Here is a 13,480-nt window from a genome sequence, read left to right on the forward strand (position 1 = left end):
GGCCGCCTAACTTACAGTACGGCAAACTCTCGCATCAGGCGCTCCACCAGCGCCTGTAACTTTGCAGAGGAACCATCGCGCACGGCGCTGTTGAGCAGCTGCGCGTTGCTCTGGCCAGAATTTTCTTCCTTGTTGATTAACAACAAAAATCCCCGGTGGCTCAGTACCACTTCCTCCGCAGCTTCCTGGCGCACCAGCTGCGAGAAGTGAATGTAGCCACTCTGTTTTAACCAGCTGATAGCCCCCAGGCAGGCCAGGTGCCGGGGCGAGTGCAGGCCGAATTCATCGGGGGTATCTGGTCCGGCAATGTCCTCCACGTAAAGGGTGGAGGGCAGGGGGAACTGGCCAAACAGTGCCAGCAAAATCCTGCCGGCATCGCGGTAAAAATCGTGGATATGTAAATCGTCCAACATCAGCGGGTATATCGCTCCAAAAAGTAACCCAGTCGTTCAATCGCGTGGGAGAGGTCGTCGGCGCGGGGCAGAAAGACAATGCGCAGGTGGTCGGGTGCGTCCCAATGGAAAGCGCTGCCCTGTACCAAAAGGATTTTCTCCTGGCGCAGGAATTCCAATACCAGTTGCTCGTCATTCTCGATTTTATGGTGGTCCAAATGCAACTTGGGAAACAGGTAAATGGCACCACTGGGTTTGACACAGCTGACACCGGGGATGTCGTTGAGCATGCGGTGGGCCAGGTCTCGCTGCTGGCGCAAGCGGCCGCCGGGTAGTACCAGGTCATTAATGCTCTGATAACCTCCCAGTGCCGTTTGCACCGCAAACATGGCTGGCACGTTGCCGCACAGGCGCATGGAGGCAAGCATATCCATGCCTTCGATAAATCCTTTTGCGCGATGTTTGATGCCGCTGATAATCATCCAGCCGGAGCGGAAGCCTGCCAGGCGATAAGACTTGGACAGCCCATTAAAGCTCAGGCAGAGCACATCCGGTGCCAATTTGGCCATGGGAGTGAACTCCGCGTCGTCGTAGAGGATTTTGCTATAAATTTCATCGGCAAAAATCACCAGGTGATGACTGCGCGCCACCTCTACAATTTCTTCTAACAAGGCCTTTGGATAAATAGCCCCGGTTGGATTGTTGGGGTTGATCACGACAATACCGCGGGTGCGGGGTGTGATCTTTGCCTTGATATCCTCAATATCGGGCAGCCAGTCAGACTCCTCATCGCAGCGGTAGAGTACCGGATTGGCTCCGGCGAGATTGGTGGCGGCCATCCAAAGCGGATAATTGGGCATGGGCAGCAACAGCTCATCGCCATTGTTGAGCAGTGCCTGGGTGGCCATGGAAATCAGCTCGGAGACGCCGTTGCCCAGATAAATGTCGTCAATTTCTACGTCCTGGATACCCAGGGTCTGGCACTCCTGCATAATGGCTTTGCGCGCGGCGAACAATCCCTTGGATTCCACATAGCCCTGTGCCTGGGAGAGGTTGTGGATGACATCCTGGATGATTTCATCCGGGGCGTTAAAGCCGAAGGGCGCGGGGTTGCCGATATTTAGTTTGAGGATGCGGTGCCCTTCTTCCTCCATGCGATGGGCCTGCTCCATCACCGGGCCGCGAATCTCATAGCAGACGCCGTGCAGTTTTTCAGATTTATGGATGTCCTTCATGGTGGTGCGGCAGCCCTGTAACTTGGCAGGAGCAGCCTGGGCCGCGAGCGAGCTGCGCGATAGGCGGGACGTTCACTGGCGGCGACTGCCGCTCCTGCGGGAACGGTTAAAAACGGAACGAGAGAGTATGGCAAAACCAAAAGACGATAACTACTGGCGTGATCAGCTGACAGATGAGGAGTTTGAGGTCTGTCGCAAGGGTGGGACAGAAGCCCCGTTTAGTGGCGAATATTGGGATGTTTTTGACGACGGCGTCTACCGCTGTCGCTGCTGTGGCGAGGTTTTGTTTGAATCCGAGGCAAAATTCCAGAGCCACTGCGGCTGGCCCAGCTTTGATGCGGAGTTCACTGTGGGTGTTATTCGGGAGCTGGCCGATAGTAGTTTTGGCATGGAGCGTGTCGAGATTCGCTGCAGTCAGTGTGACAGTCATTTGGGGCATGTGTTTGATGATGGTCCCACCGAAACCGGTCTGCGCTACTGCGTGAACTCCCTGTCGGTGAAATTAGATCAGGAGCCTGGCGGGGAAGAGGGAGGAGGGGACAAATGAGCAGGGTGCACTGGAGTCGCTGGTTGTTATGGATACAGTGGGCGCTACTTGGGATTATCGTGCTCGCGGGTTTGGCGTTGAGGTTTGGGCTGTTGCGCTTCGGTGTGGTTTTCAAAGTATTTACCTACGCCGGAGGGGCGGCCCTCGCTATCGCTCTGGCCAGCCTGCTCGTATTTGTTTGGGGTTCGCGCAACCACAGGCCACAGGTGCGCAGCAACGCCCTCTGGGCGGCCCTGCTAGGACTGCTACCGGTGGCAGTGCCCTTGATCACTGTGGGTAAAGACAACTTCAACGTGCCCAAAATCCACGATATCACTACCGATACCCGCAACCCTCCAAAGTATCAGGCGGTCCTGTCTCTTCGAAGGGCCAGCGAAAATAGTGCCGAGTATGCTGGAGAGCCTGTGGCAAAACTGCAGCGTGAGACCGATATCTACTCCGACATCTATCCATTGCATGTGCATATGTCCGTAGCCAGCACCACCGAGCTGGCGGCGGAGGTGGCAAAGAAACTGGGTTGGAAGATTGTCTCTTACGAGCCTGAGAAAGGGCACCTAGAGGCAACCGACCGGACCCTGCTGTTAGGCTTTACCGATGACATAGTGGTGAGAGTGCGGTCGGAAGACGATGGGGGCTCAAGAGTGGATGTGCGTTCCAGCTCCCGTGTAGGGGTGAGTGACCTGGGCGCCAATGCAAAGCGTATCCGTGAATTTCTCGAAGAGTTGCATCTGCGCGTACTCAGTGTGCGCTACGGTGGGGCTTCTGACACTTAAATTATCCTTCCGCAAACGGTGGGGTTAGGTAAGTGTCTGACAATAAAAGAAAAAAATTTCATTTCGGGTGTTGACAGCATCCCGAACGGTACATAGAATGCGCCCCACTTCTGACGCAGAGCTACACTTTAAAACGCAGCGAAACGACAGAAGGTTTCTGGGTCCCCATCGTCTAGAGGCCTAGGACACCGCCCTTTCACGGCGGTAACAGGGGTTCGACTCCCCTTGGGGATGCCACGCGGGAATAGCTCAGTTGGTAGAGCGCAACCTTGCCAAGGTTGAGGTCGCCGGTTCGAACCCGGTTTCCCGCTCCAAGTTTCCGCTTTGCGAGATGATCTCTAGTCAGCTCACAAAGCACGTCACCGAGAAATCAGTGACATTGCCATGGACAGCATGGCAGCACCGGACCATAAGGTCGAAGTGCAAGTTTCTGTCCCCATCGTCTAGAGGCCTAGGACACCGCCCTTTCACGGCGGTAACAGGGGTTCGACTCCCCTTGGGGATGCCAATACGACCCGGTAGCAGTGCTACCGGGTCAAATTGCGGGAATAGCTCAGTTGGTAGAGCGCAACCTTGCCAAGGTTGAGGTCGCCGGTTCGAACCCGGTTTCCCGCTCCAATTTTGCTTTTGAATAGATCTTTGGCCCTATTCAAAGGTGAAGTCACCGCGAGGTGGCAATGCCATGGACAGCGTGGCAGCACGGGACCGAAGTGGTTGTAGTGCAAAGTTTCTGTCCCCATCGTCTAGAGGCCTAGGACACCGCCCTTTCACGGCGGTAACAGGGGTTCGACTCCCCTTGGGGATGCCAATACGGCCCGGCAGCAATGCTGCCGGGCCAACGCAAAATGCGGGAATAGCTCAGTTGGTAGAGCGCAACCTTGCCAAGGTTGAGGTCGCCGGTTCGAACCCGGTTTCCCGCTCCAAGATAAAAAAGCCGCTCAATCGAGCGGCTTTTTTATTTTCCGATATATTGCTTCTAAGTTTATTACTTGCACTGGTATTGCCGGGGAGCGACTGTGCGCCTGGAATTCCGCCCTCCGCGGCTAGGGACTTCCCCGGTGTTTCCACCGGTTGAAATTATTCGGCTAAATGCGTTGAATGGCGCATTCAGTGATAGGAATTCGCAATGACTGCCGCGCTATCTATTCATGATCTGCAAAAAACCTACGATGGCGGCTTCCAGGCCCTGAAAGGCATCAGCTTTGAAGTACAGCCGGGAGATTTCTTTGCCCTGCTGGGGCCAAACGGTGCGGGCAAATCCACCACTATTGGCATTATCTGCTCACTGGTGCGCAAAACTGCCGGCAGCGTGTCGATTTTTGGTGTCGATATCGATAGTGATTTTGCCGCTGCCAAACGTCTGCTGGGGGTAGTGCCACAGGAATTCAATTTCAGCCAGTTTGAAAAGGTCTTTGATATTGTCGCCACCCAGGGCGGTTTCTATGGGATGCCGCGCAAGTTGGCGGAGGAGCGTACAGAGCAGTACCTGAAGCAACTGGGGCTTTGGGACAAGCGAAATACCCAGGCGCGGATGTTGTCTGGGGGAATGAAACGACGCCTGATGATCGCACGGGCGCTGATTCACGAGCCAAAGCTGTTGATTCTGGATGAACCCACTGCCGGCGTGGATATCGAGCTGCGCCGCTCCATGTGGGCCTTTCTGGAAGAAATTAACGCTCGGGGTACCACGATTATTCTCACCACCCATTACCTGGAAGAGGCGGAGAGCCTATGTCGCAATATCGCCATCATTGATAAGGGCGTTATTGTTGAGAATACCTCGATCAAATCCCTGTTGAAGACCCTGAACCGCGAGACATTTATTCTCGACAGTAGTGAGCTGCTTAGTAAAACGCCGGAACTTGCAGGCTTCGAATGCCGTCTGCTGGACAGCCATTCCCTGGAGATTACGGTGGAGAAAGGGCAGTCGCTGACAGAGGCTTTTGTCGAACTCAAAGCCCAGGGGATTACCGTAACCAGCATGCGTAACCGCGCCAACCGCCTGGAGGAGCTTTTTATTTCCATGTTGTCCGAGGAAAAAGAAGAGGGATTGGAGTCGTGAGCGGTAAGTTGACCTGGATATCCTTCAGCACCATTTTGCGCCGGGAGGTGCGCCGTTTTATGCGCATCTGGCCGCAGACACTGGTGCCGCCGGTGATCACCATGACATTGTACTTTGTGATCTTCGGCTCTCTGATTGGCAGTCGTATCGGGGAAATGGATGGATACCCTTATATGGAGTTTGTGGTGCCGGGCCTGATTATGATGTCGGTGATCACCAACTCCTATGGCAATGTGGTGTCCTCTTTTTATAGTGCCAAGTTTCAGCGCAGCGTTGAGGAGCTGTTGGTGTCACCTACACCAAACTGGGCGGTAATGGCTGGTTATGTGCTGGGCGGTGTGGCGCGCGGTTTGATCGTAGGCTTGATTGTCACTTTAGTAGCGATGTTTTTTACCTCCCTCAGTGTTGAACACCTGGGCGTCACCATCGCAATTGTGTTTCTCACATCGGCATTGTTTTCCCTGGCGGGCTTTATCAACGCGATTTATGCCAACAGCTTTGATGCCATATCGATTATTCCCACTTTCGTTTTGACCCCACTCACCTATTTGGGTGGTGTTTTTTACTCCATTGACCTGTTGTCACCCTTTTGGCAGGGATTGTCGAAACTGAACCCGATTCTCTATATGGTGAATTCCTTTCGCTATGGAATATTGGGGGTTTCCGATATCAATGTGGCCTGGGCATTTGTTGGGGTCTTGGTATTTATTGCACTTCTCGCCAGCTGGGGACTCTACCTGATGAGTCACGGCAAGCGATTGAGGCACTGAGGTTAAGTATGAGCAGAGAAGATTGGCAGAACCTCCCGCTGGGCCGGGAGACCGTTTACGAATCCAGTTATAACCCGGAGCTGTTGCACCCGATTCAGCGCTCTATCTCTCGAGGCCAGCTGGGGCTGTCCGTCGGTGCCCTGCCATTTTTCGGAGAGGATGAGTGGTGGGGCTTTGAACTCTCCTGGCTCAACGCCAGAGGCAAGCCCCAGGTAGCCGTGGCGCGCTTCAGCTTTCCAGCGGAAAGCCCCTGTATGGTGGAGTCCAAGTCTTTTAAATTGTATTTGAATTCCTTTAACCAAAGCCGCTTTGAATCCTGGCGCCTGGTGCAGGATACCTTGTTACGGGATTTGAGTGCAGCGGTGGGTACCGCCGTGAGTGTTACTCTGCTGGAGGTGGAAGATATCTCCCTGGATGTGCAGAGGCCACAAGGATTTTGTCTCGACCAGCTGGATATTGCCGTAGAGCAGTACCAGCCGGATTCGGCACTGCTGGCGCTGGATGAGAGTGGTGTGGAGGTTACAGAAACCCTCTACAGCCATCTGTTGCGCAGCAATTGCCCGGTTACCGGTCAGCCGGACTGGGCCACGGTGATGGTGGAGTACAAGGGGCCGATGCTACAGCGCGAGGCACTACTCGCTTACTTTATTTCCTTCCGTGAGCATCAGGATTTCCACGAACACTGTGTAGAGCGGATTTTTTGCGATCTGCAAAACCTTGCAGACTTTTCCGAGCTAACAGTCTGTGCCCGCTATACCCGCCGGGGAGGGCTGGATATCAATCCCATACGCTCCACTCGCATTGAAAAGCCGCTACCGCCGCGCTTTGCCCGCCAATAAACTCTCAAAACCTCTGGTGATATTGGTCACAGGAATTCCATGCAAGGAATTGGGTGGCCAATATCGCCTAAAACATTAGCAGTAAATTGGGCCGCTGGTTTTTGGTGTGCTTGCCTTGCGCCTTTTGCTGTAAATGGCGTTATCTCCTCTTGAACTAAGCTTTTCTGGATGGGGTTTGTTGAAAGCAAATATATAGAAAGTTGCTTCCTTCTGAGCCTGTTCCGCTGCATCAATGGTGATGCACTTTTTATTGTTCCGACACAAAAGTAAACGGACTGTTATAACAGATAGCAACTGAGATATCGCTAGCGGCTGAAGCTGGCCTAGAAAGAATATTCGCAGCCCTTATTGATGCCGGAATGTTGCACCGGTGACAGTGAAATAGTTGGGATTCATGTATTTCACCATTTGGCGAAGGGCAGCCTCGAACTGCAGGAGATAGGGTCGAGACCTAGATATGGAAATCCAAACACAGTCTCCTGCGCTGCCTGCTGTGCTTGTGGTTTTTATCCAGTTTATTTCCTCCTCGCCTGCCAGTGCCCAAGTCTATGTCGAAGCCGATCAATTGATGAAGGTGATTGAGGCGCAGCAACGTCAACTTGAAGCGCAGGAAGCGCAAATTCAGCGGCAAAAAGCCGACCTGGAAGCTCTCAGGCAACAAGTGGAAGAGTTGCGCAGGGCAAGACCTCCTCAGAGCCCCCCAACTGCACCAGCACCGCCAGCTCCATTACCCAGGGGAAATAGCGTGTCCGTGGAGCCCGTGGAAAAAGTGGGGCTCGATGGCTTGCAGGATCAGATTGAAGCCATTCATAAAGCTATACCTCCGGGTTCTCTACCGCCTCCACAGGCCAGGGGGGACCCAAAACTGGTTGAACAAACCGATATTGAAGAAATTATCTCCAGTGTTCCGACGGATTGGCCGGGGTCTATCCCTGTGCTTGGTAGTCGCATGCGACTAAAAATCAGCGGCTTTGCCGAGCTGGATGCAAACTACGATACCGGCGCCATTGTGAGCCCGGCAGAGTTTACTACCAGCGCCATTGTGACCAGCGATCGAACTGCGGCAGAGGGGGAAGACGGCCAGACCAATGTCTCTGTTCAGGTATCGAGGTTAGTGCTTAAGACGCGAACTCCCTGGGGTGGACGTTTGATCGAAAATGATCTTTCTGTCGATTTCCTTCAAGACCCCAGTATTAGCGAGCCATTGTTACGTCTGCGTAAGGCTTACGGTCAAGTGAACGATATTTTACTGGGCGGGGATTTACGGCTAGGTCTGGATTGGTCCACCTTCAGTAACTTAACTGCCGCGCCAAATACGCTGGATTATGAGGGGCCCAATTCACTGTTGGCTTTGATGCGCCCGGTTGCGCGCTGGAGTCGCGCTTTTCATGAAACGCTGACCTTACAGGTTTCCCTGGATGCACCAACTGATCGGGTTTTTCAGAATGCCGAGGAGGTTTCACGCTGGCCGGATTTCGTTGTTGCTGTAATTTCCCAGACGGACCGGGTGAATTTTCAGGGCAGTTTTATCCTGCGGGATTTGCGTGGTAGTGGAGACCCACAGTCAGCCGTTTCGGATACCGGTTGGGGTATCAATCTGAGCGGTGTTATTGATATGCCCGATAGGCTTGCGCCGGATTTTGCCTCTTACTCATTAAGTTATGGTTATGGTTATGGGGGGCTTTTGGATGATGAACCCTTCGATGCGACCTATGACTTTGTCAACAATCGCTTGGAAGCGATCCCAACTCTGGGCTGGTATCTGGCTTACCAACATTGGTGGAGCCCCTGCCTGTATACCGTGGCAAGTTATGGACTTGTGCAGCAGGACAACCTGGACTTCCAGCCGGGCTCCTCATTTAAACAAACTCAATACAGCAGTATTAACCTGACCTGGACGCCGACGCCGCATTGGTTGTTTGGCGTTGAGGCCCTTTATGGAACCCGGGAGGACAGGGATGGAGCCTATGGTTCAGTCTGGCGAACTCAGTTCACCAGTCGCATCTCGTTTTAGTCGAGCGGGGAGGATAGTAAATAGGAACCTGGGCGTTATTTTACTGTGTTGTTTTTTTCTCTCCTGTAATTCACCGCGAACGATAGTAACCGATACCTGGCATTCACCCTTGATTACTGCGCGCCCCTTGGGAAACACCTTGGTTTTGGCTTATACATTGTTCCCCCGGCCGATAGTTGGGCTTCATGTCGAAGATGTATGGGTTGAGCAGTTGGGCCGGTACGGCGTGAATGCTCTCTCATGGAGTTATTTTTCAGTGGATGGCAAGGTGCCCTCCATGGGAGAGCTGGCTGATATCCTGACCGAATATCAATTTGATACCCTATTGGTAACACAGCTGATTAGCTTTAAACGCCTGAACAGAAATGTCCCAAATTCGCAAGTGGCCATTGTTGAAACTCGCTTATATTTAGCGCCAACTGAAGAAGTGTACTGGTCTCTGCAGTCTGAGAGTTTCCTGGCGAACTATATAATGGGTGAAATTCGCCGTCCCAGGGAGGGGGATGCCTTGGAGTATGTGGAAACGGTTATTCAGGAAATGATGAAAGATGGCGTTTTCTAGGCGCATCTACCTTCTGCGTATGTAAATGAGCGCCACTAACTCCTTTCCGCTGTTCGATGAGTGAAGTTAAAGCATTATTTATTCAGCTATTCTGGTGAGAAGAGCTGTACACCAGTGTGTAGTAAACACTTGGCATATTTCATTGTGTATGGTGAATTTGTTGTAGCGGGTAGTCTGATGCGAGTGCCTGCGGAATCCGAAGGTCGGAAGGCTTTGCAATGGATTGGAATACCGGGGCCCCTGTCAGGCGACTGCAATATTGGACACAGCTGTGGGGGTATATTGGTTACCGCTCTTTCTGTCTGATATTTTCCCTTTCCCTGCTATTTTTTCTGCTCCCTCACTCCAGTTATGCCACCGAAACCTTTTTAGTGCCCCTGGGGCCTGTTGCCCATGAACAGAAAACACATTTTTTCTGGGCGACGGCACTCACCATGGTGGCGATATTGCCGGTGTTTGTTTTAGTGCCGGTTATCCTGATTAAATACCGGCGCAAAAAGGGTAAAGGTATTTATGCGCCCAAATGGGAATCCTACGGTCCGCTGGAACTGATTATGTGGGGCGTCCCCTTTCTGGTGATCTTTATTCTTTCCTTTATGCTTTGGCGCGCTACCAGCATGCTGGACCCCTATAAGGAAATAGAGGGCGTGGTGCCGCCAGTTCAGGTGCAAGTGGTGGGGTTGGATTGGAAATGGTTGTTTATTTATCCCGAGCTAAAAATTGCCACAGTGGGTGAGCTGGTTGTTCCTGTTCATACTCCGGTTTCTATGATCCTCACCAGCGATACGGTGATGCAGTCTTTCTGGATTGCGGCATTAGCTGGGCAAATCTATGTCATGCCAGGCATGACCACCAGGCTCAATTTTATCGCGACAAAAAATGGAAAAACCCAGGGTGAAAATACCCAATATACCGGTAAGGGATTTACTGAACAGAAATTTGATGTATTGATTAAAAGTGAAGAGGACTTTCAGGCCTGGGTGGCGCAGGTTCGTACCGATGGCATTACTCTGGATCCTCAGACCTATAAGCGCCTGGCCATGAGAAGCACTCGTAAGGAGATGCAAAAGCAGTTGGCGACACCGCAAATGCCGAGCAATGCCCTCTACTTTACCCTTTCCGACCCTCAGCTCTTCCAGAGCATTGTTATGCGATACCACTCTGGTAAACCTCTTAGCATGGAAGAGCAACCCGGTACTGTGAAGTTTGGTCAGGGTGAAGAGAAAACCGAGGGAGCGCAGCCATGAATATTACCGATTACGGTTGGCTGGGAAAGTTGAGCTGGGACTCCATCGTTTTCAGCGACTTGATTAACAATTTCTCGGTAAGTGCAGCGGTAGGGAGCACCGCTGGCTCTATCGTTATTTTTGCGACAATCGCTACTCTCGCATTACTGACCTGGTTTAAGGTGTGGGGCACTCTCTGGTCTGAATGGCTGACCAGCACGGACCATAAAAAAATCGGCATCATGTACATAGTGTTCGCACTGGTGATGATGACGAGAGGGCTGCTGGAAGGCATGGTGATGAGAGCGCAGCAGGCCGCCGCACCGGATGGCTTTCTCTACGCAGACCACTTCGCACAGTTGTTTAGTACCCATGGCACGATAATGATATTTTTTGTCGCTGTGCCTTTTGTGGTGGGGCTGGTCAACTTAGTGATGCCGCTGCAGATTGGCGCCCGCGATGTGGCATTCCCGGTGCTAAACCAAATTAGCCTGGCGGTGACAGTTTCAGCGGGGATGCTGCTGATGGTTTCCCTGGTGGTGGGGAAATTCTCCACCGGTGGCTGGTCTGCGTATCCGCCCTATACAGGTGGGGATTTTAACCCTGGTGTGGGGCCGGATTATTGGATCTGGGCTATTGTCTTTTCCGGGGCTGGTACCACCCTTACGGGAATTAACTTCACCGTTACAATTCTCAAATGTCGCGCTGCGGGCATGAATTTTTTTCGTATGCCCATGTTCTGCTGGACAGTACTCTGTTCCTCTATCCTAATGATTTTTGCCATGCCGCCGCTCAGTGTGGCCGCGTTAATGCTCGGTATGGATCGGTATTTGGATTTCCACTTTTTTACCAATGACCTTGGCGGAAATATGATGAACTACGCCAATTTATTTTGGTTGTTTGGTCATCCTGAGGTCTATCTACTGGTGTTGCCGGCATACGGAATTTTTTCCGAGGTATTTTCCACCTATTCTGCCAAGCGCCTTTATGGCTACAAGTCGCTGGTATTTGCCACCATGAGCATTGCCGTGTTGAGCTTTACCGTATGGCTCCACCATTTCTTTACCATGGGACAGAGTCCTACGATCAATATTGTGTTTGGTATTGCCACCATGCTGATTGCGGTTCCAACCGGGGTTAAGGTCTACGATTGGATGGCAACCATGTATCGGGGCCGGATTCGTTTTACCACACCGATGATTTATGCCATCGGCTTTTTGATTTTATTTGTGATTGGTGGCTTGTCTGGGGTGATCCTGGCAAACCCCACCGTAGATTTCCAAGTGCATAACACCTTATTCCTGGTGGCGCACTTCCACAATGTACTGATTCCTGGGGTATTGTTTGGGGTATTGGCTGGATATAACTACTGGTTCCCCAAAGCATTTGGTTTTCGCCTCGATGAGCGGTTGGGGAAATGGTCAGCGTATTTGTGGATAGTCGGTTTTATGCTGACTTTCTTTCCCCTTTATGGTGCCGGCTTATTGGGAATGCCAAGGCGCTCCTTCAGCTATATGGATCTGACTTTCAAGCCCTATATGGTGGTGGCCTTCATTGGCGCCATGGTGGTGCTGTGCGCATTGATTAGCCTGGTATTGCAGTTACTGGTCAGCTTGCGGGATCGTAAAAAGAACCGTGTTCCTGTGGGTGATCCCTGGGATGGCCGGTCTCTTGAGTGGTCGATTCCGGCCCCGGCGCCCTCTTACAATTTTGCCGAGCTGCCCAGGGTAACGGACAGGGATGAATTTACCGAGGCCAAGGAGCAGGGGCGTGCCTATCAGCCACCAAAAGTCTATCGGGATATTGAGATGCCCAAGAATAATCCCTTGGGATTTTTGCTCTGTGTGCTGAGCGGCATCCTGATGTTTGCGCTGGTTTGGTATATGTGGTGGCTGGCCCTGCTTTCTGCACTGGCCATCATCATTGTGGTCATTGCCTCTACATTCCGTTGGGATAGTGAACAAATTATTCCCGCAAGCCAGGTACAGCAGGATACAGAGAGATGGTTAGCGCTGGTAAATAACACAGAACCGGTAGGCCGGGATCTGGAAAACACCCCGCAGAACAATGGCTATGCAAAGTTGGAGCATTAGTTGCCAATGGATGGAAACTCATCTGCGCTAAATAAGGGTTTGAGAGAGAGCCCTGGAGCCGTTCACAAAGACCCGGATATGGTGATCTTTGGTTTTTGGGTTTTTATGATGAGCGACCTGATTTTTTTCGGGGTCGTTTTTGCTATTTATATCACCATGATCGGTGCCACTGCGGGTGGACCAGGCCCCAGGGAACTGTTTGATTTCGGCAGCCTCTTTGCGCAGACCATGTTGCTGCTTACCAGCAGCCTGACGGTGGGGATCGCCACCATCACCATGAAGCACCAGCGCAGCCAGGGCAGTTTTTTGTTTTGGGTGGTGGTGACCTTGTTACTTGGTCTCGGCTTTCTCACCTTGGAGTTACTCGATTTCTCCGAGATGGCGGCAAAGGGGGGCACACCTCAGCGCAGTGGCTATCTTTCGGCTTTCTTTGGTTTAGTGCCTTTGCATGGATTGCATGTCAGCTTTGGCTGCCTATGGATGCTGGTCATGATTGCGCAGGTGCTGGCTGTGGGGATGACTGATCTGGTTAAGTTGCGCTTTTTACGATTGGCGCTGTTTTGGCATTTCCTGGATTTGATCTGGATTGGGATTTTCTCAGTGGTTTATTTTGGTGGCTGGGTCTATGGTTGAAAAATCCGGTTTTTCCGCACATTTGCGCACCTATCTTGCCGGGTATGTGCTGTCAGTCGTGTTTACGTTGGCTGCATTCTGGGCGGTACTGGCTCTGGGTAAGGAATACAAGAGTGTACTCATACTGGTAGGTTTGCTTGGGGTGGCCCAATTGGTCGTACAGCTCAAGTGCTTCTTGAATGTGACCACGCAAAAGGAGGGGCGGGATAATCTGGCTCTGATCCTTTTTTCAACGCTGATTTTACTGATTATTGTCCTGGGTACCGCCTGGATTATGGGGAACCTGGCAATGCGTATGCATACAACAATGTGATGGCGGAGTCAGGCTGCCGCT

The 13,480-nt window shown here is 52.2% G+C and carries 13 protein-coding genes and 6 tRNA genes; 17 read left to right on the top strand and 2 right to left on the bottom strand.

Features of this window, described 5'->3' with window-relative positions; genetic code table 11:
• Window positions 1–11: 11 nt before the first annotated feature.
• Window positions 12–413 carry a hypothetical protein gene (locus tag ACXAFI_RS05570; RefSeq protein ID WP_475108002.1) on the bottom strand — a complete coding sequence of 134 codons (402 nt, stop codon included), beginning with the start codon at window positions 411–413 and terminating at the stop codon, window positions 12–14.
• Entirely contained in the window at window positions 413–1,627 is a 1,215-nt protein-coding gene (locus ACXAFI_RS05575; RefSeq protein WP_444919475.1) for a pyridoxal phosphate-dependent aminotransferase, read from the bottom strand. Before ACXAFI_RS05575 ends, ACXAFI_RS05570 begins: the two co-directional genes overlap by 1 nt.
• 127 nt (window positions 1,628–1,754) lie before the next feature.
• Between ACXAFI_RS05575 and msrB the strand changes: the two genes are divergently transcribed.
• The 17 genes from msrB to cyoD all read left to right on the top strand — a co-directional run bounded on the left by msrB (window position 1,755) and on the right by cyoD (window position 13,459).
• Entirely contained in the window at window positions 1,755–2,174 is a 420-nt protein-coding gene (gene msrB / locus ACXAFI_RS05580) for a peptide-methionine (R)-S-oxide reductase MsrB (RefSeq protein ID WP_475108003.1), read from the top strand.
• Entirely contained in the window at window positions 2,171–2,947 is a 777-nt protein-coding gene (locus ACXAFI_RS05585) for a DUF1499 domain-containing protein (protein ID WP_475108004.1), read from the top strand. Before msrB ends, ACXAFI_RS05585 begins: the two co-directional genes overlap by 4 nt.
• A 161-nt stretch (window positions 2,948–3,108) precedes the next feature.
• Window positions 3,109–3,184 (top strand) — tRNA-Glu (locus ACXAFI_RS05590).
• A gap of 1 nt (window position 3,185) precedes the next feature.
• Window positions 3,186–3,261 (top strand) — tRNA-Gly (locus ACXAFI_RS05595).
• Between the two features lie 118 nt (window positions 3,262–3,379).
• A tRNA-Glu gene (locus ACXAFI_RS05600) sits at window positions 3,380–3,455 on the top strand.
• 34 nt (window positions 3,456–3,489) lie between these two features.
• Window positions 3,490–3,565 (top strand) — tRNA-Gly (locus ACXAFI_RS05605).
• Window positions 3,566–3,679: 114 nt separating this feature from the next.
• Window positions 3,680–3,755 (top strand) — tRNA-Glu (locus tag ACXAFI_RS05610).
• 39 nt (window positions 3,756–3,794) lie between these two features.
• Window positions 3,795–3,870 (top strand) — tRNA-Gly (locus ACXAFI_RS05615).
• A gap of 203 nt (window positions 3,871–4,073) precedes the next feature.
• Window positions 4,074–5,009 carry an ABC transporter ATP-binding protein gene (locus tag ACXAFI_RS05620; RefSeq protein WP_152454217.1) on the top strand — a complete coding sequence of 312 codons (936 nt, stop codon included), beginning with the start codon at window positions 4,074–4,076 and terminating at the stop codon, window positions 5,007–5,009.
• A complete protein-coding gene (locus ACXAFI_RS05625; protein WP_475108005.1) occupies window positions 5,006–5,779 on the top strand; it encodes an ABC transporter permease in 774 nt (257 codons plus the stop codon). The genes ACXAFI_RS05620 and ACXAFI_RS05625 overlap by 4 nt, the downstream gene beginning before the upstream one ends.
• Window positions 5,780–5,787: 8 nt before the next feature.
• On the top strand, window positions 5,788–6,618 hold the full coding sequence (queF, locus tag ACXAFI_RS05630; RefSeq protein ID WP_475108006.1) for an NADPH-dependent 7-cyano-7-deazaguanine reductase QueF: 831 nt from the start codon (window positions 5,788–5,790) through the stop codon (window positions 6,616–6,618).
• Between the two features lie 457 nt (window positions 6,619–7,075).
• Window positions 7,076–8,632 carry a DcaP family trimeric outer membrane transporter gene (locus ACXAFI_RS05635; RefSeq protein ID WP_475108007.1) on the top strand — a complete coding sequence of 519 codons (1,557 nt, stop codon included), beginning with the start codon at window positions 7,076–7,078 and terminating at the stop codon, window positions 8,630–8,632.
• A gap of 145 nt (window positions 8,633–8,777) precedes the next feature.
• Window positions 8,778–9,194 (top strand): hypothetical protein, encoded by a 417-nt coding sequence (locus ACXAFI_RS05640; protein ID WP_475108008.1) that lies wholly within the window; start codon window positions 8,778–8,780, stop codon window positions 9,192–9,194.
• 218 nt (window positions 9,195–9,412) lie between these two features.
• On the top strand, window positions 9,413–10,441 hold the full coding sequence (locus ACXAFI_RS05645) for a ubiquinol oxidase subunit II (protein ID WP_475108009.1): 1,029 nt from the start codon (window positions 9,413–9,415) through the stop codon (window positions 10,439–10,441).
• Complete coding sequence (locus ACXAFI_RS05650; RefSeq protein ID WP_475108010.1) at window positions 10,438–12,513, top strand: cbb3-type cytochrome c oxidase subunit I; 2,076 nt, start codon at window positions 10,438–10,440, stop codon at window positions 12,511–12,513. The genes ACXAFI_RS05645 and ACXAFI_RS05650 overlap by 4 nt, the downstream gene beginning before the upstream one ends.
• Before the next feature lie 6 nt (window positions 12,514–12,519).
• Window positions 12,520–13,146, top strand: a complete 627-nt coding sequence (locus ACXAFI_RS05655; protein WP_475108011.1) for a cytochrome c oxidase subunit 3 — start codon at window positions 12,520–12,522, stop codon at window positions 13,144–13,146.
• Window positions 13,139–13,459, top strand: coding sequence for a cytochrome o ubiquinol oxidase subunit IV (gene cyoD, locus ACXAFI_RS05660; protein WP_475108012.1), 321 nt, complete (start codon window positions 13,139–13,141; stop codon window positions 13,457–13,459). Before ACXAFI_RS05655 ends, cyoD begins: the two co-directional genes overlap by 8 nt.
• Window positions 13,460–13,480: the final 21 nt, after the last annotated feature.

It is taken from the genome of Microbulbifer sp. ABH2_005 (assembly GCF_056160005.1).